At 72.8% G+C, this 25,978-nt stretch carries 27 protein-coding genes; 13 read left to right on the forward strand and 14 right to left on the reverse strand.

Annotated elements, in window-relative coordinates; all coding sequences use genetic code 11:
* Positions 1-4 precede the first annotated feature (4 nt).
* The 4 genes from ACSJD1_RS10540 to ACSJD1_RS10555 all read left to right on the forward strand — a co-directional run bounded on the left by ACSJD1_RS10540 (position 5) and on the right by ACSJD1_RS10555 (position 3,535).
* Complete coding sequence (locus tag ACSJD1_RS10540) at positions 5-613, forward strand: J domain-containing protein (RefSeq protein ID WP_438855262.1); 609 nt, start codon at positions 5-7, stop codon at positions 611-613.
* Positions 614-703: 90 nt separating this feature from the next.
* Complete coding sequence (locus ACSJD1_RS10545) at positions 704-1,546, forward strand: arginase family protein (protein WP_438855263.1); 843 nt, start codon at positions 704-706, stop codon at positions 1,544-1,546.
* A gap of 94 nt (positions 1,547-1,640) precedes the next feature.
* On the forward strand, positions 1,641-3,140 hold the full coding sequence (locus ACSJD1_RS10550) for a dihydrolipoyl dehydrogenase family protein (RefSeq protein WP_438855264.1): 1,500 nt from the start codon (positions 1,641-1,643) through the stop codon (positions 3,138-3,140).
* Between the two features lie 5 nt (positions 3,141-3,145).
* Positions 3,146-3,535: a Fe-S oxidoreductase gene (locus tag ACSJD1_RS10555; protein ID WP_438855488.1), complete on the forward strand. Its 390-nt coding sequence runs from the start codon at positions 3,146-3,148 to the stop codon at positions 3,533-3,535.
* Positions 3,536-3,733: 198 nt separating this feature from the next.
* Here ACSJD1_RS10555 and ACSJD1_RS10560 read toward each other — a convergent pair whose 3' ends face one another.
* Entirely contained in the window at positions 3,734-5,170 is a 1,437-nt protein-coding gene (locus ACSJD1_RS10560; protein ID WP_438855265.1) for an amidase, read from the reverse strand.
* Positions 5,171-5,224: 54 nt separating this feature from the next.
* Between ACSJD1_RS10560 and ACSJD1_RS10565 the strand changes: the two genes are divergently transcribed.
* Positions 5,225-5,866 (forward strand): hypothetical protein, encoded by a 642-nt coding sequence (locus ACSJD1_RS10565; protein ID WP_438855266.1) that lies wholly within the window; start codon positions 5,225-5,227, stop codon positions 5,864-5,866.
* A gap of 18 nt (positions 5,867-5,884) precedes the next feature.
* On the opposite strand, the gene ACSJD1_RS10570 is transcribed toward ACSJD1_RS10565, so the two are convergent.
* Genes ACSJD1_RS10570 through ACSJD1_RS10595 form a run of 6 tightly spaced genes read right to left on the reverse strand, consistent with a single transcriptional unit; the run spans position 5,885 to position 10,061 of the window.
* Positions 5,885-6,463 carry a GNAT family N-acetyltransferase gene (locus tag ACSJD1_RS10570; protein WP_438855267.1) on the reverse strand — a complete coding sequence of 193 codons (579 nt, stop codon included), beginning with the start codon at positions 6,461-6,463 and terminating at the stop codon, positions 5,885-5,887.
* A 49-nt stretch (positions 6,464-6,512) separates the two neighbouring features.
* On the reverse strand, positions 6,513-7,205 hold the full coding sequence (locus ACSJD1_RS10575) for a uracil-DNA glycosylase (protein WP_438855268.1): 693 nt from the start codon (positions 7,203-7,205) through the stop codon (positions 6,513-6,515).
* The gene (locus tag ACSJD1_RS10580; protein ID WP_438855269.1) at positions 7,205-7,927 is read right to left on the reverse strand and encodes a Type 1 glutamine amidotransferase-like domain-containing protein; all 723 of its coding nucleotides are present in this window, start codon (positions 7,925-7,927) and stop codon (positions 7,205-7,207) included. The genes ACSJD1_RS10575 and ACSJD1_RS10580 overlap by 1 nt, the downstream gene beginning before the upstream one ends.
* Positions 7,924-8,448: a phosphoribosyltransferase gene (locus tag ACSJD1_RS10585; protein WP_438855270.1), complete on the reverse strand. Its 525-nt coding sequence runs from the start codon at positions 8,446-8,448 to the stop codon at positions 7,924-7,926. The genes ACSJD1_RS10580 and ACSJD1_RS10585 overlap by 4 nt, the downstream gene beginning before the upstream one ends.
* A 9-nt stretch (positions 8,449-8,457) precedes the next feature.
* Positions 8,458-9,276: a potassium channel family protein gene (locus ACSJD1_RS10590; RefSeq protein ID WP_438855271.1), complete on the reverse strand. Its 819-nt coding sequence runs from the start codon at positions 9,274-9,276 to the stop codon at positions 8,458-8,460.
* On the reverse strand, positions 9,273-10,061 hold the full coding sequence (locus ACSJD1_RS10595; RefSeq protein ID WP_438855272.1) for an SDR family NAD(P)-dependent oxidoreductase: 789 nt from the start codon (positions 10,059-10,061) through the stop codon (positions 9,273-9,275). Before ACSJD1_RS10595 ends, ACSJD1_RS10590 begins: the two co-directional genes overlap by 4 nt.
* A gap of 68 nt (positions 10,062-10,129) precedes the next feature.
* On the opposite strand from ACSJD1_RS10595, the gene ACSJD1_RS10600 reads away from it, so the two are divergent.
* The 6 genes from ACSJD1_RS10600 (at position 10,130) to ACSJD1_RS10625 (ending at position 17,292) form a co-directional block, all read left to right on the forward strand.
* Positions 10,130-11,302 (forward strand): acyltransferase family protein, encoded by a 1,173-nt coding sequence (locus ACSJD1_RS10600; RefSeq protein ID WP_438855273.1) that lies wholly within the window; start codon positions 10,130-10,132, stop codon positions 11,300-11,302.
* Between the two features lie 99 nt (positions 11,303-11,401).
* On the forward strand, positions 11,402-12,727 hold the full coding sequence (locus tag ACSJD1_RS10605; protein WP_438855274.1) for a bifunctional o-acetylhomoserine/o-acetylserine sulfhydrylase: 1,326 nt from the start codon (positions 11,402-11,404) through the stop codon (positions 12,725-12,727).
* Between the two features lie 112 nt (positions 12,728-12,839).
* Complete coding sequence (gene metX / locus ACSJD1_RS10610; protein WP_438855275.1) at positions 12,840-14,048, forward strand: homoserine O-acetyltransferase MetX; 1,209 nt, start codon at positions 12,840-12,842, stop codon at positions 14,046-14,048.
* A 124-nt stretch (positions 14,049-14,172) separates the two neighbouring features.
* Positions 14,173-15,330, forward strand: a complete 1,158-nt coding sequence (locus ACSJD1_RS10615; protein WP_438855276.1) for a sensor histidine kinase — start codon at positions 14,173-14,175, stop codon at positions 15,328-15,330.
* A complete protein-coding gene (locus tag ACSJD1_RS10620) occupies positions 15,327-16,637 on the forward strand; it encodes a hypothetical protein (RefSeq protein WP_438855277.1) in 1,311 nt (436 codons plus the stop codon). Before ACSJD1_RS10615 ends, ACSJD1_RS10620 begins: the two co-directional genes overlap by 4 nt.
* A gap of 1 nt (position 16,638) precedes the next feature.
* Positions 16,639-17,292, forward strand: coding sequence for a response regulator (locus ACSJD1_RS10625; RefSeq protein WP_438855278.1), 654 nt, complete (start codon positions 16,639-16,641; stop codon positions 17,290-17,292).
* A 10-nt stretch (positions 17,293-17,302) separates the two neighbouring features.
* On the opposite strand, the gene ACSJD1_RS10630 is transcribed toward ACSJD1_RS10625, so the two are convergent.
* The 4 genes from ACSJD1_RS10630 to ACSJD1_RS10645 all read right to left on the reverse strand — a co-directional run bounded on the left by ACSJD1_RS10630 (position 17,303) and on the right by ACSJD1_RS10645 (position 21,206).
* Positions 17,303-18,577, reverse strand: a complete 1,275-nt coding sequence (locus ACSJD1_RS10630; protein WP_438855279.1) for an MFS transporter — start codon at positions 18,575-18,577, stop codon at positions 17,303-17,305.
* A gap of 117 nt (positions 18,578-18,694) precedes the next feature.
* Complete coding sequence (locus tag ACSJD1_RS10635) at positions 18,695-19,003, reverse strand: thiamine-binding protein (protein WP_438855280.1); 309 nt, start codon at positions 19,001-19,003, stop codon at positions 18,695-18,697.
* Positions 19,004-19,045: 42 nt separating this feature from the next.
* A complete protein-coding gene (locus ACSJD1_RS10640) occupies positions 19,046-20,317 on the reverse strand; it encodes a glycosyltransferase 87 family protein (RefSeq protein WP_438855281.1) in 1,272 nt (423 codons plus the stop codon).
* 37 nt (positions 20,318-20,354) lie between these two features.
* Positions 20,355-21,206 (reverse strand): ADP-dependent NAD(P)H-hydrate dehydratase, encoded by an 852-nt coding sequence (locus ACSJD1_RS10645; RefSeq protein WP_438855282.1) that lies wholly within the window; start codon positions 21,204-21,206, stop codon positions 20,355-20,357.
* A 24-nt stretch (positions 21,207-21,230) separates the two neighbouring features.
* Here ACSJD1_RS10645 and ACSJD1_RS10650 point away from each other — a divergent pair, with 24 nt between their 5' ends.
* A complete protein-coding gene (locus ACSJD1_RS10650) occupies positions 21,231-21,875 on the forward strand; it encodes an HAD family hydrolase (RefSeq protein WP_438855283.1) in 645 nt (214 codons plus the stop codon).
* 23 nt (positions 21,876-21,898) lie between these two features.
* Positions 21,899-23,002 carry an NADH:flavin oxidoreductase/NADH oxidase gene (locus tag ACSJD1_RS10655; protein ID WP_438855489.1) on the forward strand — a complete coding sequence of 368 codons (1,104 nt, stop codon included), beginning with the start codon at positions 21,899-21,901 and terminating at the stop codon, positions 23,000-23,002.
* A gap of 9 nt (positions 23,003-23,011) precedes the next feature.
* Here the strand turns inward: ACSJD1_RS10655 and ACSJD1_RS10660 are convergent, their stop codons facing one another.
* From ACSJD1_RS10660 to ACSJD1_RS10670, 3 genes are read right to left on the reverse strand one after another with little or no spacing between them, the layout of a single operon-like run.
* Complete coding sequence (locus ACSJD1_RS10660; protein ID WP_438855284.1) at positions 23,012-23,449, reverse strand: VOC family protein; 438 nt, start codon at positions 23,447-23,449, stop codon at positions 23,012-23,014.
* A gap of 60 nt (positions 23,450-23,509) precedes the next feature.
* Positions 23,510-24,547 carry a hemolysin family protein gene (locus ACSJD1_RS10665; RefSeq protein ID WP_438855285.1) on the reverse strand — a complete coding sequence of 346 codons (1,038 nt, stop codon included), beginning with the start codon at positions 24,545-24,547 and terminating at the stop codon, positions 23,510-23,512.
* Complete coding sequence (locus tag ACSJD1_RS10670) at positions 24,544-25,905, reverse strand: hemolysin family protein (RefSeq protein WP_438855286.1); 1,362 nt, start codon at positions 25,903-25,905, stop codon at positions 24,544-24,546. The genes ACSJD1_RS10665 and ACSJD1_RS10670 overlap by 4 nt, the downstream gene beginning before the upstream one ends.
* Between the last annotated feature and the right edge of the window lie 73 nt (positions 25,906-25,978).

Below are 25,978 nucleotides of genomic sequence, written 5' to 3' on the forward strand. Positions count from 1 at the left end.
GAGCATGACCCCCGACGAGGCGGCGCGCGTGCTCGGCGTCGAGCCCGACGCCGGGCAGGCGGAGCTCGACCGGGCGTACCGCCGCCTGGCTCGCGAGTTGCACCCCGACCGCTACGTCGGAGCGCCCGAGTCCGACCTGCGCGATGCGAGCGCACGCTTCATCGAGGTGGCGCGCGCGTACCGGTTGCTCTCGGAGGCGCGGACCGGCACGGGCGCGGGCGCGGGCGCGGATCGCACCGGGCGCATCGTCGTGGAGCATCCGGCGGGCGGGTTACGCCGCCCCGTCCCGTTCCGTCCGTTCAGCCGGCGCCTGTTCGCGACCTGGGCCCTCCTGCTCGTGGTCGGCGCGCTCCTGTCGACGTCCACGTCGCCGGTCCTCACCCCGCTCGACCTCTGGGGGCGGCTCGCCCTGCTCGTCGCGGCAGCCCTCGCGACCGGGCTCACCCGCAAGCGGTGGGTGTGGTGGGCGACGCTCGCGCTGCTCGGCCTCAGCGCCATCGCGGTCGTCGCCTCGACCACCGTCGCCTCGCTCCTCGGGCTCGGCTTCATGGCCGTGGCCTCCGTCGGCATCGCCGTCCAGGCCGGCCTCGTGCGGTTTCCCGACCAGGACTGACGGCGTCCGCCACGTGACGAGGCGCCGGCGGCTGTTCGTCGACTGGCAGGGCGCTCGCGCGGGGATGCCGCGAGGCACATACTGGGAACCATGCCGGCCGCCTTCGTCGTCGTCCCCGAATGGCAGGGCTCCGTCTCCGCGCGCGCGATGAGCCACGCCGACGGTGCGCACGCCATCAGCGGAGACCTGCCCTCAGCCGCGACCGTCGTGGTCGACGTGCCCGTCGAGGCCGGAGACGCGCTCGGCACGGGGGTGCACCGCTACAGCGCCCTGCGCCGGGTCGGCGACCGCATGCGCGAGGCGATGCAGGGGCTCGGGCGCACGCCGATCGCGATCGGGGGCGACTGCGGCATCGCACTGGCGTCCGTCGCGACCGCGACCGCCGGTGACCCCGGATCGCTCTCGGTCCTCTGGCTGGACGCCCACCCCGACCTCAACTCCCCGGAGACGAGCCCCTCGGGCGCGTTCAACGGCATGGTGCTGCGGGCCATCACGGGCGAGGGCGCCGACGGGCTCGCGCTCGCGGAGGACGAGCGGATCGCGCCGACACGGCTCGTACTCGGCGGCGTGCGGGCGCTCGACCCCGGTGAGCAGGAGTTCATCGACGAGCACGGGATCGCGATCGTCGGCGTCGACCGGTTCGGCGAGCCCGAGGCGGTCGTCGACGCGATCGTCGCCACCGGCGCCTCGCGGGTGTACGTCCACGTCGACCTCGACGTGCTTGATCCGTCTGCGCTCGCCGGGCTGTCGTATCCTCTGCCGTTCGGCGCCGACCCTGACGAGCTGGTCGCGCTGGTGCGGACCGTCGTCGCCCGGATCCCGCTCGCGGGAGCGTCGATCGCGGGCTTCGCGCCGTCCTCCGCCGAGACGGCCCTCGACGACCTGCCCACGATCCTCCGACTGATCGGGGCCCTCTCGTCCGGCGCATCCTGAACGGTCGCCCCTGATCCTCGCCTCCACGGCGTCCGCTCCCTAGGCTGGCGTGGTGGCCGGTCGGCGCGTCCTCCGGCCCGAGGAGGGAGCGCGCATGGCCAGGGAGTTCGACCTCGTCGTCCTCGGTGCGGGGCCGGTCGGAGAGAACGTCGTGGATCGGGCCCGCGCCGCGGGCCTCGAGGTGGCCGTCGTCGAGCACGAGCTCGTCGGCGGCGAATGCTCGTACTGGGCGTGCGTGCCGTCGAAGACGCTGCTCCGCAGCGGTGCGGCGCTCCGGGCGGCGCGTCGGGTCCGCGGTGCGTCCGGCGCGGTCACGGGCGACGTCGACGTCGCCGAGGCGCTCGCTCGCCGCGACTACTGGGTGTCGGACTGGGACGACCGCAACGCGGTCTCATGGCTGGAGAGCGTCGGAGCCGTCCTCGTCCGCGGGCACGGACGACTCGACGGCGAGCGCCGGGTCGTCGTCACGCCGCCCGACGGCGGCGCCGACGAGGTGCTCTTCGCACGCCATGCGGTCGCCGTGTGCACCGGGTCGGAGCCGGTGGTCCCCGACGTGCCCGGTCTCGCGGACGCGCGGCCGTGGATCAGCCGGGACGCGACCGGGGCGAGGAGCGTGCCCGACCGCCTCGCGATCATCGGCGGCGGCGTCGTCGCGGTGGAGATGGCGACCCTCTACGCGGGATTCGGCTCGCGGACCACGATGATCGTGCGCCACGGACTCCTCGGCGGCATGGAGCCCTTCGCCGGCGAGGCCGTCGCCGACGGCCTGCGTGCGCTCGGCGTCGAGATCCGACCGGGCGCGAGCCCGACGCGGGTGAGCCGGGACGGGTCGGGTGCCGTCGTGATCGAACTCGACGACGGCGGGACGGTCACGGCCGACGAGGTCCTCGTCGCGACCGGCCGCCGCCCGCGGTCGACGGGGATCGGCGTCGAGACGGTCGGCCTCGAGCCCGGGTCGCCGATCCGGGTCGACGACACGCTCGCCGTGGTCCGCCCAGATGAGGCATCCGCCCCCGACCGCGGCGTCGGCGACGGCGACGATCCCGCCGATGGCGCACGCGCGCCGTGGCTGTACGCCGTCGGCGACGTGACGGGGCGCGCCTCGTTCACGCACCAGGGCAAGTACCAGGGCCGCGCGGCCGGCGACGTGATCGCGGCTCGCGCCCTCGACCGACCCGTGGATGCGGGCCGATACGGAGTGCACACCGCGACCGCCGACTCCGTCGCCGTGCCGAGCGTCGTCTTCGCCGACCCCGAGGTCGGCTCGGTGGGCCTCACCGCGGCCCGGGCCGCCGCACGCGGGATCACGGTGCGCACGCCCGAGGTCGCGTTCTCCAGCGTGAGCGGCGCGGGCATCCTCGCCGACGACTACGAGGGCCGCGCGCGACTGGTGATCGACGACGAGCGAGATGTCGTGATCGGCGCGACGTTCGTGGGGCAGGATGTCGCGGAGCTCGTGCACCAGGCGACGATCGCGATCGTCGGCGAGGTGCCCGTCCGGCGGCTGTGGCACGCCGTCCCGGCGTTCCCGACCCTGAGCGAGGTCTGGCTGCGGCTGCTCGAGGCCGACGGCCGCCCGGAGGTGTCGGCGTGAGTCGGATGGTGCGCGTGCGCCTCACCGACTCCCCCATCAGCCTCGCAGGCTACTGGTGGGCGACCACGGTCGGCGTCGTGTGGGGCTTCCTGTGGAGCCGGGGGCGCATCGAGGTGCGCCGCGGGCTCATCGTCTTCAGCGGGATGCCGCGCTGGACGTTCGGGCGCGGCGGCTCCTGCGTCGGCGGCTGCTACCTGACCGACCGGAACCACTCCGACACCGTGCTCGGCCACGAGGTCGTCCACCGGGAGCAGTGGCGGAAGTACGGACTGCTCTTCCCGATCCTGTACTGGATGTCGGGGCGGAACCCGCTGACCAACCGGTTCGAGATCGAGGCCGGGCTCGAGGCGGGCGGGTACCTGCCCCGCCGGCGAACCCGGTCGCGAGCGGACTGAGACGGCGTCGCCCCTCGGTCGCTCGGTCCCGGCGGACCCTCGACCGTCCGGCACGGCTCCGGTCGACACGGCTCCGAACGGCGGCTCGTCGACGACGACGGAGGGCCGAGCCCCCTGCGGGAACCCGGCCCTCTCGAGACGATCAGCGCTCGATCACGGCTCGACGACGTCCGGTGAATCGCGCGGATGGGGCATCCGTCACCACACCGGCGGGCGACGCCGACCGCGCCGCGCCGCCCGCTCGAGCTGCGCCGCCAGCGCGAAGAGCGTCGCCTCGCCGCCGGGCCGGCCGATGAGCTGCACGCCGACGGGCAGTCCGGCGTCGGTGTCGTGCACCGGCAGCGTGAGCGCGGGAAGCCCCGCGACGTTCACGAACGAGGTGTACGGCGTGAACCGCACCTGCTGGGCGAAGTTCTCCTCCGCGTCGTCGGCGTCGTACCAGCCGACCGGGCGCGGGGTCATGGCGAGCGCCGGCGTGAGCACCGCGTCGTAGGCCGCGAAGCGGGCGATGGTCCTGCGTTCGAAGCCCGTGAGCCAGCCCAGCGCCTCGGCGAGCTCGCCCGCGGTCCGCTCCCGACCGCGTCCGACGAGCCACCGGGTGAGCGGCTCGAGCAGCTCCTCCGCCTCGGACGGCACCGCGATCCCCGCTGCGCCCGCCTGCCAGATCGTGCGGAACGCCCCCGGATACCCGGGCTCGGGCGACGGCGGCAGCTCCTCGACGCCGTGGCCCATCCCGTCCAGGAGCGCGATCGCACGCTCGAGCGCCGCGCGCGACTCGGCGTCGACGCCGATGTCGGTGAAGTCGTCCCACGGCGTGTCGGGCAGCACGCCCACCTGGAACCGGCCCTCGCCGCGGATCGCGGCACCGAGGTACGGACCGTCGGAACCCGGGGCCCGCAGCGCGAACGGATGCCGCGCCGGGTAGCCCCGCGGCGCGATGAGGCCGTCGAGCAGCAGGGCCGCGTCGGCGACCGTGCGCGCCAACGGGCCCACCACGCCGAGGCCGGCGAGCCGGTCGATGCCCGACCCCGACGGGACTCGCCCGCGCGACGGCTTCACGCCGACGAGCCCGCACGACGCGGCGGGGATGCGCACCGATCCCCCGCCGTCGCTTCCGGGTGCGAACGGCAGCAGCCCGGCGGCGACCGCCGCCGCGGCGCCGCCGCTCGAGCCGCCCGCCCCGAGCGAGAGGTCCCACGGGTTGCGAGCGGCCCGGCCCGCGAGCGGCTCGGTGTACGACGGCAGGCCGAACTCCGGCGTCGCGGTCTTGCCGAGGCTCACGGCCCCGGCATCGTCGACGTCCCTGACGAGGTCGTCGGACTCGTCGGGCACGTCGCCCGCGAACGCACGCGAGCCGAACGCCGTGACCACGCCCGCGCGCGGATGCAGGTCCTTGTCGGCGAGCGGCATGCCCCAGAGCGGCGCAGCGCGGGCGATGTCGCGCTGCACGAGCCCGGCCCGCTCGCGCGCCGCATCGGGCGTCACCAGCGCGAACGCGCCGACCTCGGGATCGAGGCGCTCGATCCGGGCGAGGTAGTGCTCGGTCGCCTCGAGCGGCGTCACCTCGCCGCGCTGCAGGAGCTGGTGGAGCTCCAGCGCGGTGTACTCGTGCAGGTCCTCGTGCAGGTCGGCCACCACCCGAGCCTACGCACCGCGGCCGCGGGGCGGCAGCCGGGTAGAGTGGCGCCCGTGGCGGGGGTGGCGGACGCGCGCATCGTCGGTGCCGTGGCGCGGCATCCGCTCGCATGGGGCGCCGCCTGGAGCACCGCGCTCGGCATCGCGACGGTGGCCGGAATCGCCGCCGGCTGGCCGGGCTGGCTGCTCGGAGCCCTGCTCACGCTCCTCGTCGCGCCGTCGCTCGCCGCGACCGTGACCGTGCTGCATGCCACGCCCCGTCGCCGCTTCGACGAGATGTCGTCGGTGTTCGGCCACTTCCTCGTCAGGTACCTCGCGCTCGTCGTCGGGGTCGTCGCCTGGGGACTCTCCGTGGTCGTCGGCGCCGCGATCTCGGCGGTCATCCAGCTCGCCGCCGAGGGCCGCGAGGACGACATCGTCGGCGTGGGCCTCGACATCATGCTCGTCATCGTCCCGGCCGTGGTCGGGCTGCTCTGGGCGGCGTTCGTGATCCGCTGCGCGTGGTTCGTGGCACGCGTGCGCGGCTGGCGCGCGGCACCGCCCGCCGGCGCCCCCGAGGGCATGCTCGCCGGTCGCCCCGCGCTGCGCAGGCTGGTGGTCGGACTCTCGCACCCGGCGCTGTTCGGCGCGGCCGGGCTGTTCGTCGCGTGTGCGCTGCCGGCCCTGTACGGCGGGGTCGAGCTGCTGCTGCAGTGACGCCGCCCGAGGCATCCGCTACTTGAGGGTCTTCTGCAGGAGCACGGTGCCGAGCCAGCGGTCGAACTTGAAGCCGACCCGGCCCATGCGCCCGATCTCGTGGAACCCGAACTTCTCGTGCAGCCGGATCGACGCATCGGCGCCCTGGTCGGCGATGACGGCGATCATCTCCTTCAGCCCGGCCTCCTTCGACGCGTCGATGAGTGCGCCGAGCAGCGCCCTCCCGAGCCCCTTCCCGGATGCCGCAGGACCGAGGTAGATCGAGTTCTCCACCGTGTACCGGTAGGCGCGCTTCTGCTTCCACGGCGACACGAGCGCGTAGCCCAGCAGTTGCCCGGTGGGCGACTCGGCGACGAGGAAGGGCATGCCGAGGCGGTGCAGGTAGGCGTACTTCTGCTTCCACTCGCGCAGCGACATCGCGTCCTCGTCGAAGGTCACCGTCGAGTTCGCGACGTAGTAGTTGTAGATCTCGCGCACCGCCGGCAGGTCGGCCGGACGTGCCGGACGGATCTCGAAGGAGAACGGTGCTTCGGCCTCCTCGGGCGTGCGCAGGTGCCGCGGCAGGATTCGGCGCGCCTGGTATTCCTCCTCGAGCATCCCGCAATGCTACGCGTGCGAGATTGCGAACGGATGACGCGGCGGCGCGTCAGGCCGGGATCGCCCAGTCGACCGGCTCGCCGCCCTGCGCGACGAGCAGCTCGTTCGCACGGCTGAACGGCCGCGAGCCGAAGAACCCGCGGCTCGCCGACAGCGGACTCGGGTGCGCCGACTCGATTCGCGGGACCTCGCCCAGCCGCGGCGCGAGCGACTGCGCGTCACGACCCCAGAGGATCGCCACCAGCGGGCCCCCGCGTGCGACGAGCGTCCGGATCGCGTGGTCGGTGACCCGTTCCCAGCCCATGCCGCGATGGGACGCCGGCTCGCCGGGCCGGACGGTGAGGACGCGGTTCAGCAACATGACGCCGTGCGTGCTCCACGCACCGAGGTCGCCGTGCGCGGCGGGCGGGATGCCGAGGTCGTCGGCGAGCTCCCGGTAGATGTTCCCGAGGCTGCGCGGGAGCGGCCGGACGTGCCGCTCGACCGCGAACGACAGCCCGATCGGGTGCCCCGGGGTCGGGTACGGGTCCTGGCCGACGATCAGCACGCGCACGTCCGGCACCGGCTGGCGGAAGGCGCGGAGCACCGCGTCGCCCGCCGGGAGGTACCCGCGCCCGGCGGCGACCTCTGCGCGCAGGAGGTCGCCGAGGTGCGCGATGTCGCCCGCGACCGGCGCGAGTGCCTCGGCCCACGTCGCGTCGATGAGACCCGCCTCGGCGAGCTCGGGGAGCGATCGCCCCATCAGGCGCCGATCGTGGAGACGAGGACTCCCTGGTCGCCCGGGAGGACGCGCCAGACGCTGCCCTCGCCCTCCACGCGCAGGCCGCCGTCGCCCACGATCAGCGCCGTGCGCTCGTCGATGCCGAGCCCGCCCGCGACGAGGCCGGATTCGACGGCGGCGACCAGGCGGGAGAGCATGCCGCGCTGGGCGACGTGCACCTCGATCGCCACGTCGACGAGGCCGAGGCCGGCCTCGATCTCCAGCTCGACGCCCGGCTCGTCCGGGTCCTCGGGCGCGACGGTCACGCCGCCGATGCGCGAGCCGCTGCCCAACGAGCCCTCTGCTGCGATCATCGCGCCGGCCGAGACGCCCAGGTAGGGCACGCCGTCGGCGACCAGTCGGCGCAGCTCGCCGAACACGGGCTCGAGTCCGGCTCGGACCTCCTCGACGACGCCACCGCCCACGGCGACGCCGTCGACCTCGGCGACCGCCGTGAGCCCGATCGGCTCACCGCGCGCCGCGGTCACCCGCGCCTCGATCTCGGTGCCGCTCGCGGCGAGGACCAGGAGTTCCGCGAGCGCCGCGGCCTTCTCCTCCGCATCGGGGTGCAGTGAGATCACGGCGATGCGCGGTCGTTCACGGCCGGCTGCGGCCGCGCGCCGGAACGTCTCGGCGACGAACGGCGCGTACAGCGGGGCATCCGAGCCCAGGGTCGCGCCGCCGCCGACGAGGTGCACGCTCATCGGCCCGCCTCGACGGCCTCGACGGGCGGCAGCGCCGACCAGGGGAAGACGATCCAGTCATCCGTGCGGCGGTAGTCGTAGTCGGGTGCGAGCACGGTGTGCGACTTCGTGTACAGCGTCGCCGTGCGGACCTCGGCTCCCGCGTCGGAGAGCAGGTCGACGACCTTCCGCAGCGTGCGGCCGGAGTCGGACACGTCGTCGACCAGCAGGACCCGCCGGCCCTCGAGCGCGGGCGCGTCGAGCATCGGCGGATGCAGCACGGGCTCCGGCAGCCGCTCGTCGACGCCCGTGTAGAACTCCACGTTGATCGAGCCGCACGACTTCGTCCCGAGCGCGTAGGCGATCGCGCCGGCGAGCAGGAGCCCGCCGCGGGCGATCGCGATCACGACGTCCGGCCGGAACCCGGAGCCGAGCACGTCGCCGGCGAGGGCGCGCGACGCATCGGCGAATTCGTCCCAGGTGAGGATCTCGCGCCGGACGCCCCCGGTGCCGTCGCCGGCGTCATTCGCATCGAAGGTCATCCCGTCAGGCTACCGGCCGTCCGCCGTCCCGCGCGGACCCGGTCCGTCGACGGCCGCGTCCTCCGGGTCGGGGTCGCCGGCCGCGGCATCCTCCGCCGCGTCGTCGGCGACCTCGTCGTCCGCGACCTGCTGCAGCAGGCCCTCGTGCTCGGCGAGGACGGGCCCCTCCCCGGCCTGCGCGCTCCGAAGGACGCTCAGCCGTTCGTTGAGCACGGAGATCAGGGTCGCCGACGCCACGCCGACGATCGCGATGCCGCCGATCATGAGGAACACGGCCCAGATGCGTCCGACCATCGTCACCGGATACGTGTCGCCGTAGCCGACGGTCGTCAGGGTGACGATCGCCCACCAGAGCGCGTCGCCGAAGTTCGTGATGGTGGCCCCGGGCGCGTTCCGCTCGGCCTGCAGCGTCGCGAGCGCGAGGAAGAAGACGTACATGGCCGCGTAGACCACCGCCGTGATCACGAAGTTCGCGCGGACGGCGTCGGCGGTGCGCCGCTGCAGCGCCGGCAGGTGGCGGATGAGGGTCACCGCGCGCAGCGCGCGGAACACCGGGACGATCACCGACAGGAACTCGATCGGGTGCTGCCAGACGTACCTCCAGCGCGCGCCGCGCGGCGTGAGCACGAGCCGGGTGACGAAGTCCGCCAGGAACGCGAGCCAGGTGATGACGAAGATCGTCGTGAACGCCTGCCTCCAGTCCTGGGCGAAGGCGGGTGCGAGCACCGAGACGGTGTAGGCCAGGACGAACAGGAATCCGAGCACGCCGAGTCCCCCGGCGGTCCGCTCGACCCAGCGGTCGCGTCGCTCGATGCGGCCAAGCGTCATTCGCCCGACTCCGCCCTGACCGCGAGTGCGCCCTTCGCCAGCCGGTAGGGGGCCGCCTGGGCGACGGGCTTGACGACGATCAGGTCGAGGTCGACGTGCCGCGGCTTGGTGATCGCGTCGACGATGACCGCCGCGATGTCCTCGGCCACGAGCGGCTCGGGCACGTCGTCGTACACGGCGTCGGCGCGCGCACGGTCGCCGCCGAAGCGGACGAGGGCGAACTCGTCGGTCCGCACCATCCCCGGCGCCACCTCGACGACGCGGATCGGCTCGCCGTTCAACTCGAGCCGGAGCACCTCCGTGATCGCGTGCGCGGCGAACTTCGCGGCGTTGTACCCGCCCCCGCCGACGTACGCGGTGTGCCCGGCGATCGAGGTGACGTTGACGATGTCGGCGACACCGCGCCCGGTCGCCCCGCGCCGGAGCAGCGGCAGCAGTGCGCTCGTTACGCGCTTGAGTCCGAGCACGTTGACCTCGAACATCCACGACCAGTCCCCGAGGTCCGAATCCTCGACGGACGCCAGCCCCTTCGCGCCCCCGGCGTTGTTCACCAGCGCGTGCACGCCGCCCGTCGCGGCGAGGTGGTCGGCGAGCCCGGCGACGTCCGCGTCGCTCGTCACGTCGGCGACGTACGGCTCCGCGCCGGTCTCCGCGGCGAGGTCGGCCAGCCGATCGGCCCGGCGCGCGACCGCGACGACCGCCCAACCGGCTGCGACCAGTCCGCGGACGGTCGCCGCCCCGATCCCCGAACTCGCTCCCGTGACGACTGCCCGCAACTGGTCCATGCCGACATTCTGCCCTGCCGTCGGCGGTCGCTCCGAGCGGGATGCGGACTCTGCGGGAGAATGGGCGGATGGAGCCGACCGCCTCGCCCCGCGCCCACCGGCCGCCGCATCGCAAGCGCCGCGTGCCCCTGTGGGACAACGCCAGATGGATCGCGATCACGCTCGTCGTCATCGGCCACGGCATCCTGCCCCTCATCGCCGAGGACGACGCGGCGTACAGCGTCTACCTCTTCATCTACTCGTTCCACGTCGCGGTCTTCGTGACCGTCTCCGGCTACTTCGCCAAGTCCGGACCGCCGAACGCACGAGCGATGCGGCAGGTCCTCACCGACATCGTCTTCCCGTACTTCATCTTCGAGACGATCTGGACCGTGATCCGGTTCGCGCTCGGCGGCGATTTCGTGCTCGACTACACCACGGCGTCGTGGACGCTGTGGTTCCTCATCGCCCTCGCGATCTGGCGCATCGCCCTGCCATACCTCGTGCTGCTCCGATTCCCCCTCCTCATTGCGATCGCGATCTCGATCGGCGCCGGCTACGCCGTCGAGATCGACTCCACGCTCGCGCTCACGCGCACGTTCGGCATGTTCCCGTTCTTCGTCTTCGGGTGGAAGCTCCGGCAGTGGCGCATCACCGACCGCTGGCTCGACCTGTCGACCGCCGCGACCTGGCGCTGGCGCGCGGGCGCGATCGCGCTCTTCTCGGTCCTGCTCGTCGTGCTGCCGATGGCGATCGAGACCTGGCGCGACCTGCGGCTCCGACGCTTCATGCTGTACGACGAGTCGTACGAGGCCATCGGCTACGACGAGCCGTGGTCGGGCGCCATCCGACTCTTCCTGCTCCTGCTCGCGATGCTCCTGGCGGTGGCGTTCCTCGTGCTGATGCCGCGCCGGACGACGGCGTTCACGGCGTTCGGCAGCGCCACGATGTACATCTACCTCCTGCACTCGTTCGTGCTGTTCCCACTCAGGGAGACGCCGATCCTCGAGGGCGAGCAGCCGTGGTGGGTGCTGCCGGCGATGATCGTGTTCTGCATCGGCGTCTCGGTCGTGCTCTCGCTGAAGCCCGTGCGGCGCATCTTCCGCCCGCTCGTCGAGCCTCGCGCGCGATGGCTGTTCCGCCCCGAGCCGTCGACCGCCACGGGGACGATCGTGCTCCCGCCCGACGCGCTCCCGCCGCTGCCCGACGCCGGACCGCCCACGCCGCCCCGCCCGGAGCCGGGGTCGGGCGCACGCGAATGACGCCGTGTTGCGGCGACCGTTGAGCCCCCGACGGGCCGGACGTACCGTGGGCGACGGATGCGGCGGAGACCGCACCTCCATCTCGTGAAGGAGTCCCACATGGCCGACCACGCCGCCGACTGGCGATTCGAGACCAAGCAGGTCCACTCGGGCGCTGCGCCCGACCCGGTGACCAAGGCCCGCGCGACGCCGATCTACCAGACCACGTCCTACGTCTTCGACTCCGCCGAGCACGCGCAGAACCTCTTCGCGCTGGCCGAGTTCGGCAACATCTACACGCGCATCATGAACCCCACGCAGGCGGTCGTCGAGGAGCGCCTCGCCGCGCTCGAGGGCGGCAGCGGCGCCCTGCTCGTGGCCTCGGGCCAGGCGGCCGAGACCTTCGCGGTGCTGAACATCGCACAGGCCGGCGACCACATCGTCTCGTCGAGCTCGATCTACGGCGGAACGTACAACCTGTTCAAGTACACGCTCGCCAAGCTCGGCATCGAGACGACCTTCGTAGAGAACCAGGACGACGCCGACGAGTGGCGCCGCGCGGTCCGCCCGAACACCAAGCTCTTCTTCGCCGAGACGATCGGCAACCCGAAGATCAACATCCTCGACATCGGGCTCGTCTCGGAGATCGCGCACGAGGCCGGCATCCCGCTGATCGTCGACAACACGATCGCGACGCCCTACCTCATCCGCCCGTTCGAGCACGGCGCCGACATCGTCATCCACTCGGCGACGAAGTTCCTCGGCGGCCACGGCACGGTCATCGGCGGCGTCATCGTCGACGGCGGCCGCTTCGAGTGGTCGAAGAACGTCGAGAAGTTCCCCGGCCTGACCGAGCCCGACCCGTCGTACCACGGCGCCAGCTACACGGCGGCGGTGGGCGACGCGCTCGCGTTCATCATCAAGGCGCGCGTGCAGCTGCTCCGCGATCTCGGCGCATCGATCGCTCCGGCGAGCGCCTGGCAGCTCATCCAGGGCATCGAGACGCTCTCGCTCCGCGTCGAGCGGCACACGCAGAACGCGCAGGAGATCGCCGAGTGGCTCGACCGCCACCCCGACGTCGCGCACGTGAACTACTCGGGCCTGCCCTCGAGCCCGTGGTACGCCGCCGCGAACCGCTACGCCCCGAAGGGCGTGGGCGCAGTGCTCTCGTTCGAGCTCAAGGGCGGCGTCGACGCCGGCCGCGCGCTCGTCGACAACCTGTCGCTGTTCAGCCACCTCGCGAACATCGGCGACGTGCGCTCGCTCGTCATCCACCCGGCGTCGACGACCCACTCGCAGCTGACGCCGGAGCAGCAGTTGACGACCGGCGTGACGCCGGGCCTCGTGCGCCTCTCGGTGGGCATCGAGAACGTCGACGACCTGAAGGCCGACCTCGAGGCGGGGCTGGCAGCCGCGCGCCGGGCGAGCGAGGCCGCCCGGGTCTAGCGCCCCGAGCTCACGACACGGATGCCGCGTCCCGCGAGGGCGCGGCATCCGTCGTCGTCGGGGACGGCGTAACAGTGCCGCGACGGCCGACCGGGTCGGGGAGAATCGGAGCATGGACTGGCAGACGACCTCGGAGACGGTGCCCGCGAGCGTCGTGCCCGAGGCTCGCGCCGCCCACCAGCTCGCCGGGCGTGCGCCCGCGACGGGGGCCTGGCGCGAGGGCGACCCGGTCGGCGACCGCCGGTTCGCCAGGATCGGGGCGCTCGAGCTCGAGTCGGGCCAGACGCTTCCCGACGTCCGCATCGCGTACGAGACGTGGGGCTCCCTCACTCCGGGGCGCGACAACGCGGTCCTGGTCCTGCACGCGCTCACGGGCGACAGTCACGTGATCGGTCCCGCCGGCCCCGCCCATGCGAGCGCGGGATGGTGGCCCGGCGTCGTCGGTCCCGGCCGGGCGATCGACACCGACCGGTGGTTCGTGGTCGCGCCGAACGTGCTGGGCGGATGCCAGGGCTCCACGGGTCCCGCCTCGCTCGCGCCCGACGGCGTGGAGTGGGGTGCGCGATTCCCGTTCGTCACGATCCGCGACCAGGTCGCCGCGCAGGCGGCGTTCGCCCGCAGCCTCGGCATCGAGCGGTTCGCGGCCGTCGTCGGCGGCTCGATGGGCGCGATGCATGTCCTCGAGTGGGCGCTCATGGCCCCGGGGTCGGTCGACCGCATCGCCGTGCTCGCCGCGCCCGCCGCGACGACCGCCGACCAGATCGCGCTGAACTCGGTGCAGCTCGAGGCCGTCCGCAGCGACCCGGCGTTCCGGGGCGGGGCGTACTACGACGCCCCCGACGGCGAGGGCCCAACGCGCGGTCTCGCGCTCGCCCGCCGCATGGCGATGCTGAACTACCGCACCCCGGTCGAGCTCAACCATCGCTTCGAACGCGGCTGGCAGTCCGATCTCGATCCGCTCGGCGGCGGCGGTCGCTTCGCGGTCGAGTCGTACCTCGACTTCCACGGCAACAAGTTCACCCGTCGGTTCGACGCGAACAGCTACCTCGCGCTCACCGAGGCCATGAACTCGCACGACATCGGACGCGGTCGCGGAGGCGTCGCTGCGGCCCTCGACCGCATCGAGGCGACCGCGCTGGTCCTCGGCATCGACAGCGACCGCTACTTCTCGGTCGAGGGGCAGCACGAGATCGCCGCGGGCATCCGCAACACGATCCACGGCGACGAACCGGTGGTCCTCCGATCCGACTACGGCCACGACGCGTTCCTCATCGAGGACGACGCGGTCGCCGCAGAGCTCCGTCGACTCCTCGCCGCCTGACCGATCCGGACTCCGAAGCCCGCTTCGTGCCGTCTGTCCCGCATACGGGGGGCGTTCTGAGCTATCTTCGAGAAGAGCGCTGCCGCGCGGAACGAGCGACGGCCCGGCCAGGCGAGGGGGTGGCATGCGGCGGATCGACAAGGAGCGCGACCGGTTGCTGCGTCGGCTCGCGCGTGTCGGCGGGCTCACCGGTGCCGCGGTCGCGCTGGGGTGCATCGTGGTTCCCGGTGCGATCGGGCCGTCGAGGTTCGCGCTCGCGGCGGCGCTCGTCGTCGGGATGGCGATCCTCATCGGCCTCGCGACCGCACGTGGGGCGCTGGCGGCGACCATCGGAGCGATGGCCGCCGCGACGGTGCTCCTGCTCGTCATCGGCCTCGATCCCACGCTCGATCCGGCGGGTGCGACGGCGATGGCGGCCGTCGGAGCGCTCTCGACCGCAGCCCTCGCGATCCCGCTCGTCGTGCGTCCGGCCGGGCCGGCGGTGATCGTGGCGAGCGCCGCGTCGGTCCTCGTCGCGCTGGGCGCGTCCGCGGCGTCGGGCGCCGACGTCAGGCTCGTCGTCATCGCGACGGTCGCCGGCTGGATCGCGTGCGGAATCGTCGGGATATGGCTCGCCCGGGCGATCGACCGCGCCGCCGAGCGGATCGACGAAGTGGGTCGCGCGCACGAGGCGGAGCGCCTCGCGAGCGAGTCCGAGGCCCAGCAGCGTCAGGACGCCCGTGTGCTCCACGACACCGTCCTCGCCACGCTCAGCCTCCTCGCCCATTCCGGAGTCGGCGTCGAGATCGGTCCGCTGCGGCAGCAGGCCGGCGACGACGCGCGGCTGCTCAAGCAGCTGCGGCTCGGAGCGCCGCTCGACAACGGCTCGAGCGCAATCTTCTCCCCCGAGTCATCCGACGACGGCCTCGGCGCCACGTTCGAGTCCGTCCGCCAGCGCTTCTCGCGACTCGGGCTCGATGTGAACTGGCACGGCGCCAACCATCTCGTGCTCCCGAAGGACGCCCTCGACGCCCTCCTCGGCGCGTTGGGCGAATGCCTCGAGAACGTGCGCCGGCACGCCGGCGTGAACGTCGCGGACGTCACCGTGACCGACGACGAGCACACGGTACGCGCGATGGTGACCGACCAGGGCGCGGGATTCGAGCCCGCCGCGGTCGACCCGGCTCGCCTCGGCTTCGCCGAATCCGTCGTCGGCCGGCTCCATGCCGTCGGGGGTCGCGCGAGGGTCTTCAGCTCGCCCGGGTCGGGGACGACGGTCATGCTGGAGGTGCCGAAGCCGTGAATCCCTTCCGCCGGACCCACGAGGACGAGGCATCGCCCGACACGACCCACGAGATCCAGTTCGACCGCCCGAGCCGCTCGGCCCGCGCCGCCGAGGACATCCGCAGCGCCCACGGCGGGCGCCGTCTCGCGATCGGCATCACCGCGGCCGCCGGGGTCGTCGTGCTCGCCCACTTCGCCCATGCGGTCGGGCTCATCGGCGTCTTCCCGCCCGGAACCGGCTCCGGCCCCGCGTGGATCGCGTTCGCCATCGTCGCCGTCGCGACCGTCGTCGCGACCCGGGGCCTCACCCGCGTGGCCGACTGGACCCACGTGCTCCTCCTCGCCGCGCTCGCCGTGCCCGTCGCGTTGGACCTCTCGGCGACCGCCGGCCTCCTGCACCTCGGCATCACGCCAACCGCCGCGCCGGCCGCCGCGGCATTGCTCCTGCCGGTCGCGGCGCTCCGCGAGACGCGGACCCCGGTGGCGGCGTCGGCCGTCATCGCCGGGGTGCTCGCAGTCGCCGCGCTCGTCCAGGTCGAGGCGGCCCGATCATGGACCGTCGCCGGACTGGCGGTCGCGGCGACCGCGGTCGTCCCGACGGTGCTCGTCGCGATCGGCGTCCGCGGGTTCCGTCGGCTCGTCGGCCGGGAACTCGACCTTTCACTGGTGCAGTCGACCGTCGCGACGCCGCGCTCCGCCGTCGGGATGCGCGCGTCGGAGGAGCTCGCGGAGCTCGACTACGACGCCGAGTCGTTGCTGGAGGACGTCGGATCCGGTCGCATCTCGATCCCCCTCCCGGCGGATGCCGCCGATCGGGCGGGCACGCTCGCCGCCCGACTCCGCATCCGCCTCATCGAGGGGCGCACCGACACGTGGCTGCGGCACGCCGTCACGGAATCCGCCTACCTGAGTCGACGCGTCAGCGTGGACGATGCGCAGGGCCTCGCGGGCCTCCTGTCGCCCACGCAGCGCGAGGGGCTGCTCCTGGCACTCTGGCTCGTCGCCGGACAACGACGACGGAAGGCGAACGAACCGCCGCTGGAGGTCCGCGTCAGGTGCCGCGAGAGCGAGATCGGCTCGCCCGACGTCGACGATCCGCCCGAGGGACAGGGCTCCGGCGAGCTGGCCGCCGTCGCCATCGGACTGGATGTCTCCGGGCTCACGGCGCGTCGCGTCGATGCGGCGGCATGGGACGCACTCGATAATGTCGGAGTACACGAGATCGTTCAGGGTCCGGAAGGGTTCCGGATCGAGCTCGAGTGCCGGATCGACCCCACGGTCCGGAATCCGGCGCCGCCCAGCGCCGTCAACCCGAGGGGAGCCTGACGTGCCCGAACCCGTGCTGCCGCCCATCCGACTCGCGGTGGTCGACGACCACCGCATGCTGCTCGGCGCCCTGACCGAATGGCTGCGGGGCGCGACCGACGACGTCGACCTCGTCGCCGCCGTTCCGTCGTGGTCCGAGCTGCTCGCGAATCCGGAGTTCCCGGTCGACGTGGTGCTGCTCGACCTCGACCTGCGCGACAACATCCCGATCTCGATCAAGCTCTCGACGCTGAAGTCGGCGGGCGTGCGCACGATGCTGATGAGCACGTACTCCGAGCCTGCGGTCGTCCGCGAGGCGCTCGGCGCCGGCGCCCTCGGCTACCTCGTGAAGTCCGAGCCCGTCGAGACGATCGTCGGGGCGATCCGCGCAGCCCGGAACGGCGAGCAGTACCTCTCGCGGGAACTCGAGGACGCGCTGCAGACCGATGGGGCGGCGCCGCGTCTCAGCGCCCAGGAGCGGCGGGTGATGGCGCTCTACGGCGCGGGCCAGCCGGTCAAGGCGGTCGCCTTCCAGCTCGGCATCTCCGAGGAGACCGCGAAGAGCTACCTCAAGCGCATCAGAGAGAAGTACCGCCTCGCCGGCTACGACGTCGGCACGAAGGTCGCGCTCCGGAAGCGCGCGATCGCCGACGGCATCCTGCTCCAGTCCGAGTAGGCTCCCGGGGTCAGTCGCCGATCGCGCCGAAGGCGCCGGTCACCGACGGCAGCGGGATGCCGCGGCGCCGTCGCGCCCGGTCGAGCGCGAAGGTGCCGATCGCGAGCACGCCGCCCGCGATGGTGAGCAGGAGGCCGACCCAGACGGGGGCGACGTAGCCGAGCCCTGCGGCGATGACCATGCCGCCGAGGATCGCTCCCAGGCTGTTGCCGACGTTCAGCGCCGAGTGGTTCAGGGCGGCGGCGATCGACTGGCTGTCGCGCGCGACGTCCATGAGGCGGGCCTGGATCGTCGGCGACAGCGCCGCGGCGGACGCGCCGACGAGGAACACGCCGACCCCGAGGCCGAGCGGATGCGCCGCCGTGAGGGCGAGCAGGACGAGCGCGCCGGCAAGGACGGCGAAGAACAGGTGCATCGAGCGTCGCACGCTCCAGTCGGCGAGCCGCCCGCCGACGAGGTTGCCGATCGTCATGCCGAGGCCGAAGACGACGAGCACGAACGGCACGGCGCCGGTCGGCAGGCCGGTCACCTCGGTCGCGAGGGGCGCGACGTAGCTGTAGACGGAGAACAGCCCGCCGAAGCCGATGGCTCCGATCGCGAGCGCGAACCAGGCCTGGACGCGCGTGAAGATGCGGAGCTCCCGCTTCATCGTCGCGGCGGCGTCGCCGGGCTGCCACGGCACCGCCACGGCGACGGCGAGGAACGTGGCGACGAAGATGGCGGCGACGGCCAGGTAGGCGATGCGCCACCCGGCCTGCTGGCCGAGCCAGGTGATGAGGGGAACACCGACGACGTTCGCGATGGTGAGCCCGGAGAGCACGAGCGCGACGCCGCGGGCTCGCTTGCCGGGACCCATGAGGCTCGCGGCGACGAGTGACGCGATGCCGAAGTAGGCGCCGTGCGGAAGGGCCGCGAGGAAGCGGGCGGCGACGACGAGTTCGAACGTGGGCAGCAGGGCCGACGCCACCGTGCCGAGGCTGAACGCGGCGAGGAGCGCGAGGAGGAGCCGCTTGCGCGGCCAGCGGGCGGCAGCGGCCGCGATCGTCGGGGCGCCGACGACGACGCCGAGCGCGTACGCGGAGATGATCCAGCCGGCGGCCGCGTTCGCGGCATCCGTCGACTCGGCGGACAGCCCGGGCAGCAGGTCGGCGGCCATGTCGGGCAGGAGGCCCATCGCGACGAACTCGGTCGCGCCGATGCCGAAGCCGCCCATCGCGAGGGCGACGAGCGCGAAGCGGATGCGGGCCGGCGACGGCGTCGTCGGCCCGTGGTTCTCGGGGGTCACCGTTCGATCATCGCATGAATCGAATCGATTCGACAATCGACTGATGCGGCGGGCGACGATGCAGGGGGCGACGCCGCCTGCGCAGAGCGCGGCTCCGCCGGTGCGGTGGCCGCCGGCTCAGCCGTCGTTCTCGATCGCGGCCTCGAGCCGATCGACCTTCGCGTCGAGCTCACCCGTGAAACCGGGACGGATGTCGGCCTTCAGCACCAGCGAGACCCGCGACCCGTATCCCGCGACCGCGTCGCACGCGTCCTTCACGACCCGCATCACCTCGTCCCACTCCCCCTCGATCTCGGTGAACATCGACGTCGTGCGGTTCGGAAGCCCCGACTCGCGCACGATCCGGACCGCGGCGGCGACGGCGTCGTGCACCGACCCGTCGTTGCGTCCGGTTCCACTCGGTGCGACCGAGAACGCCACCAGCATGCGAGTCCCTCCCCGGGGTCGACGGCGCCGAAGCGCCGGAGGTCACGACGCCGTTCGGTGGCGCCGATCGCGTCCAGCCTGCCACACCGCGCGCATCGACCACCCGAGCAGGACGCACAGGAGCACGACCTTCACCGTCAGCAGCAGCACGAACCCGGGATTGGCGATGAGCAGCCAGCCGTACCAGTACGGGTAGATCACCTGCGTGAGCACCGCGATCGCCGCCGCGAGCGCCGCGGGCGTGGTGAAGCGCGCGCCGCCGAGCACGAGGCCCAGCACGACCGGGGCCGCCAGCCACGTGACGAACTGGGGAGAGCCCACCTTGTTGGCGATCATGAGCACCACGGTGAAGGCGAGCGCGAGCGGCGGCAGCAGTGCGGCGACGTGCGCGCCGCGCCGCGCGGCGAGCACGCCGACCCCGAGCACGGCGGCGAGTCCGATCAGCATGAGCGGCGTGGTCAGCGCGGCCGCGACATCCGCCCCCGGACCTTCGATCTGGAAGGTCAGGATGTCGCGATCGTAGACGATGGTGGCCGCATCGGTCCCCGCCACGATCCACCAGAGCCAGATCACGGCGAGCGGGGCCTCGATCTGCAGGCCGCGCCCGGCCTGCTCGGCGACGAAGCCGAAGGCGTTCGCGCCCGAGCCGGCGAGCAGGCTCACGCCGACGATCGCGATCGACAGCGCGGCGGCGACCGTGAAGACCTCGAACCGGCGCCGCAGCGCGACGAGCATCGCCGCGACGAGCGCGGCCGGCCACACCTTGATCCACGTCGCGATCGTGACGAGCACGGCGGCCACGCGCGGCCGCCCCGCCGCCCAGAGGAGGCCGACGAGGGCGAACGGCACCGTGACGGCGTCGATGCGCCCGAGCGCGATCGGGCCGAGCAGCGCGAGGAAGGCGAGCCACCACCAGGCCGCGGCCCGACGACGGCGGGAGACCGTTCCGCGGCCCAGGAGCACCGAGAAGGCGATCGCGTCGAGGAGCGTCACCATGCCGAGCCAGGTCACGCCGTACGAGGCGGATCCGAACGCGAGCGCCGCCGTCATGGGGGCGAAGGCGAGGATCGGGTACACCCAGGGGGTGTCGATGCCCATGCGGATGAATCCGAGCTGCGCGGTCTCGGCCCAGACCCGGTACACGGCGGTGACGTCGCCGAGCGGCCAGCCCGGCGCGTACAGGTTCAGCAGGGCGATCCCGAGGTGCACCGCGGCGAACGCGATCCAGAGCGCGGCCCGCGCACCGAGACGCGGACGTCGGCGACGCGGGGCTGCGGGCCGGTGCCCCGCGACCTCGGTGCCGGACTCCGCCATGGCATCCGAGCCTAGCCGCGCGCCTCGCGGACCCGGCTCAGCGCTGGAGCAGTCGGCCGACGACGCCGGGAACCGCGTGGGCCACGTCGAGTGCCGTCACCGGCCCGCCGTCCCACGCGTCGCTCGCGCGCCGCGCGGCTTCCGAATGGATGACCGCGGCCGTCGCGGCCAGGTGCGTGATCGCGGCGGCGTCGTGCGACAGGCGCTCGTGGTGGGTGGCCGCGAGTGCACCGATGATGCCGCCGAGCACGTCGCCCGTTCCCGCGCTCGCGAGCCAGTGCGTCGACTCCGTCACCGTGAACCGGCTTCCGTCGGGGTCGCACACGTGCGTGACCGCGCCCTTCAGCAGGACGGCGACCCTGAGCTGCCGGGCGGTGCGCTCGGCCCAGGCCGCGGGGTCGTCGTCGATCTCCTCGACGGTGCACGGGATGTCGCGATCGTGCAGCAGGCGTGCGAGTTCGCGGTGGTGCGGCGTGATCACGGTCGGCCCGGTGTGCGAACCCACGAGATCGAGTCCGCCCGCATCGAGCACGGACGGCAGGCCGGACGCCAGGGCGTGCTGCAGGTCGCCGGCGAGGCGGAACGTGCGGTTCGACGAGTCCATGCCCGAGCCGAGCAGCCAGGCCTGCACGCGCCCGGGAACGGCGACGGTCTCCGGGCGAGCGGCCAGCACTGCCTGCCGGACCGGCCGCGGGCCGGTGAAGCGCACCATGCCGACGCCCGTGCGGTGCGCGGCCTCGACGCCGAGCACCGCGGCGCCGGGATAGTCGGGCGAACCGGTGATCACGCCGAGGACGCCGCGCCGGTACTTGTCGTCGTCCGCGTCGGGCTCGCTCAGCCAGTCGGATGCGTCGTCGAGGGTCCATTCGCGCCACGTCCCGGTTGCCATGCCCCCAACGATAGGTTGAGTGGCATGCCCTCGACCATTCCCGCGCCGATCGCCCTGTCGCCCCGAGTGGTCGTGTTCGACTACGGCGAGGTCATCTCCCGCTCCCCCTCCGACGCCGACCGCGCCGCGCTCGTCGAGCGGGCCGGAATCGCGCACGAGGGCGCGGAGGCGTTCTGGCGCGCCTACTGGGCGCACCGAGACGAGCTCGACCGCGGCACCCTCGCGATCTCCGACTACTGGGCCCGCGTCGCCGACGACCTCGGCATCGAGTGGTCCGAGGTCGACCGACACGAGCTCTGGGCGATCGACCATCGCGGATGGCTGAGCGTGGACCCGGCCACGCTCGCCGTCCTGCACGCGCTCCGCGACGGCGGCACCCGCCTCGCCCTGCTCTCGAACGCCGGCGCCGACTTCGGCGGCTGGCTGCGGCACGGCTCGTTCGCGCCACTGTTCGAGGCGGTGTTCGTCAGCGGCGAACTCCGGATGGTCAAGCCCGAGGCCGAGATCTTCGCGCACGTCATGCGCGAGCTCGGCATCACCCCCGACCAGTTGCTGTTCGTCGACAACAAGCCCGTGAACGTCGACGGCGCGATCGCGGTCGGCGGCGCCGGGCACGTGTTCACGGATGCCTCCGCCCTGGAGTCGTGGCTGCGGGAGCTCGCCGAGTGAGCCACGCCGAGCGCGACGCAGCGGTGCCCGGATCCCCCGCCCTCTTCCGTCCGATCACGATCCGCGACCTCGAGATCCGCAACCGCATCTGGGTGCCGCCGCTCTGCCAGTATTCGGTGACCGAGCGCGATGGCGTGCCGCACGACTGGCACCTGGTGCACCTCGGGTCGATGGCCGCCGGCGGCGCCGGACTCGTCATCGCCGAGGCGACCGCGGTGAACCCCGAGGGGCGGATCTCGGACTACGACACCGGTCTGTGGAACGACGAGCAGGCCGCGGCGTGGGCTCGCATCACGCGGTTCATCCGGTCGCAGGGCGCCGCCTCCGGCATCCAGCTCGCGCACGCCGGCCGGAAGGCCTCGGTCTGGCCGGAAACCGTCGACCGCCGCGGTTCGCAGCCGATCGACGAGGGCGGCTGGACGACGGTGGCGCCGTCGGCGCTCGCCTTCGACGGGCTCCGCGCGCCCGAGGCGCTCGACGAGGCGGGCATCCTCGCCGTGATCGACGACTTCCGCGCCGCCGCGCGCCGGGCCGTCGCTGCGGGCTTCGACGTGGTCGAGGTCCACGCCGCGCACGGCTACCTCGTGCACCAGTTCCTCTCACCGCTCTCGAACCTGCGCGAGGACCGCTGGGGCGGCGACCTCGAGGGCCGCGCACGCCTGCTCCTGGAGCTGGTGCGCGCCGTCCGCGACGAGATCGGCGAGCGGATGCCGCTGTTCGTGCGGTTCTCGGCGACGGACTGGGCACCCGGCGGGTGGGATGAGGAGCAGACCTCGACCGTGGCCGGCTGGGCGGCGGAAGCCGGCGCCGACTTCTTCGACATCTCGACCGGCGGCCTCGTGCGCGACGTCCGCATCCCCGTCGGGCCGGCCTACCAGGCGGCGCACGCGGAGTTCGTCCGAGGCCGCGCCGGGGTGTCGGTATCGGCGGTGGGCCGGATCACGACGCCGGAGCAGGCCGAGCAGCTCGTGGCGTCGGGCGCGGCCGACGCCGTGATGTTCGGCAAGGCGATGATGCGCGACCCGCACCTGGCGCTGCGTGCCGCCAACGCGCTCGGCGCCGACACGTCGATCTGGCCGCCGCAGTACCTCAGGGCGCGGCCCGAGGCCAACGACGGCGAGTTCTGACGCGATCGCTCAGGCGGAGGCCCGGGAGAACATGGCCCGGACCTCGTCGAACGACATGCCGACCGGCTCGGCGAGCGCGATGATGTTGCCCTCGCTGTCGTCGAACCACGCTCCGCGCTCACCCCCCGCCTCGTCGCCCATCACCATGACACCGTCGACCGTCTTGATCTCGGGGAGGTCGTACTCGTGGAAGACGACGCCCTTCTCACGCAGGGCGGCCATGTCACGGTCGAGGTCGTCGGTCATGATGGAGAAGGCGGTCGCCTTGTTGGTGCCCGCATAGTCCGACGGGTAGACGAGGACCGCGCCGGAGCCGATGGCGTAGAGCAGTCCGCCGCCCGTGTCGGTCTGCACCGGATCGAGGCCGAACACGTCGTGCCAGAAGCGCTGCGCCCGTTCGATATCGGAAGCCGCGAGCACCGCCATCGTCACGGAGTTCTCGAACATTGAGATCACCTCATCTTTCGAGTGGTGCCCGGAGTCTACGCTCCGTCCGACGCCGCCGCGTCACCCCCTCCGGGTGGCATCCTGCACCTCGCCGACGAGCTCCTCGATGATGTCCTCGAGGAACACCACGCCCGTCGTCCGCCCCTGGTCGTCGAACGCCCGGGCCAGGTGCGTGCCGAGCCGGCGCATCGAGGCGAGCGCGTCCTCGAGGTCGGTCCCGTCGAAGATCGAGACGACCCTGCGGACGCGCTTCGCGGGGATCGGCTCGTCGAACTCGTCGTCGTCGAGGTCGATCACGTCCTTCAGGTGGACGTAGCCGACGGGCTCGCCGTCACCACCCGCGAGCACGTACCGCGAGAACCCGCGGCGCGCCACCGCGCGCTCGACGTCGCTCGGCGTGGCCGCCGCAGGCAGGCAGACCAGTTCGGCCATCGGCACGGCGACGTCGCGCACCTTCTTGGTCGTGAACTCGAACGCGGCGGTGAGGGTCCCGCTCGCATCCTCGAGCACGCCCTCGCGACGCGACTGCACGACGATGGTCTGCACCTCCTCGAGCGTGAAGGTCGAGGTGGCCTCGTTCTTGGGCTGCACGCCGAAGAGCCGGAGCACGCCGTTCGCCGTGGCGTTCAGCGCGACGATCACCGGCCGGAAGACCCGCGCGGTGAACACGAGCGGCGGCGCGAGGAGCAGGACCGCACGATCGGGCAGTGAGAAGGAGAGGTTCTTCGGCACCATCTCGCCGAGCACCACGTGGAGGTAGGAGACCACCAGCAGCGCGATCACGAACGCGATCGTCGAGACCACCTCGGGCGACCACCCGGTGAGCTCGAGCGGGACCTCGAGCAGGTGGTGGATCGCTGGCTCCGACACCGTCAGGATCAGCAGCGAGCAGATCGTGATGCCGAGCTGGCTCATCGCCAGCATGAGCGTCGCGTGCTCCATCGCCCAGAGGGCGGTCTTCGCGCTGCGGCTGCCCTGCTCGGCGAGCGGCTCGATCTGCGAGCGCCGCGCGGAGATCACCGCGAACTCGGCACCGACGAAGAAGGCGTTGCCGACGAGCAGCACGAACAGCCAGGCGAGTCCGGCCCAGTCGCTCATCGTCCGACCTCCCTCGGCTCGGCGGCGGCAACGGCGGGCGCCGCGTCCTCATCCGCCTGGGTCGGCACTGTCGCCGGTGAGAACTGGATCCGGTCGATGCGACGACCGTCGAGTCGCTGCACCCGGAACGTGCCGCCCTCGACGTCGACCTCGTCGCCGATGACGGGGAGCCGGCCGAGCGTCGCCATCACGTATCCGGCGACCGTCTCGTAGGCGCCGTCCTCGGGCACGCGGATGCCGGTGCGGTCGAGCAGCTCGTCGGGCCGCAGGATGCCGGGGAAGCTCACGAACTCGCCGCGTCGAACGACGCCGGCGCGCGTGCGGTCGTGCTCGTCGGAGACCTCGCCGACGAGTTCCTCGACGAGGTCCTCGAGCGTCGCGACGCCGGCCGTGCCGCCGTACTCGTCGACGACGACGGCCATCTGGTAGCCGCGGCCGCGGAGCTCGCCGAGGAGCGCGTCGAGCTTGATGGTCTCGGGAACGCGGAGTGCGTCGGACTGCAGCGCCGATGCGGGGACGAGCTCGCGCTTCTCGCGAGGGACGGCGACGGCCTGCTTGACGTGCACGATGCCCACGACGTCGTCGAGGTCCTCGTCGTAGACGGGGAAGCGGCTGAAGCCCGTCTGGCGAGCGAGCTCGAGCACCGCCTCGGCGGGTTCGGTGCGCTTGATCGCCGCGACCCGCGGGCGCGGGGTCATGACGTCGGAGGCGTCGTGCTCCGAGAAGCGGAGCGTGCGCCCGAGCAGCGTCGCGGTGTCCTGCTCGAGGAGTCCCGCACTCGCCGAACGCCGCACGAGGCTCGAGAGCTCCTCGGCGGAGCGCGCCCCCGAGAGCTCCTCCTTCGGCTCGATGCCGACGAGGTGCAGCAGGCGGTTCGCACTGCCGTTCAGGACGGCGATGGCCGGGCGGAACACCCAGGTGAACGCCGTCTGGAACGGCATGACGACCTTCGCCGTCTGTCGCGGCAGCGCCAGCGCGAAGTTCTTCGGGACGAGCTCGCCGATGATCATCGACAGCAGGGTCGCGACGACGACCGCGGTGATCGCGCCGACGGGGCGCACGAGCGCGCCGGGCACGCCGATCGCCGCGAGCGGACCCGCGAGCAGGGACGAGATCGCGGGCTCCATCGTGTAGCCCGTGAGCAGCGTCGTCAGCGTGATGCCGAGCTGCGCGCTGGAGAGGTGCGTCGAGGTGATCTTGAGGCCCTCGATGGTGAGCCCGAGCCGGGTCTCGCCCTTGGCGCGCCGGGACTCGAGGTCGGCGCGATCGAGGTTCACGAGCGCGAACTCGCTCGCGACGAACAGGCCCGTGCCGATCGTGAGGAGGATTCCGATGCCGAGGAGTACCCACTCAGACATCCGCACCTCCGCGCGCGGTCACGGGCGAGGGTCTATGGCAGGGCGAGGTCGCAGAGGGAGGGTCGTCCATGGT

The sequence above is a fragment of the Agromyces excoecariae genome, from assembly GCF_051715505.1.
Classification (GTDB): Bacteria; Actinomycetota; Actinomycetes; order Actinomycetales; family Microbacteriaceae; genus Agromyces.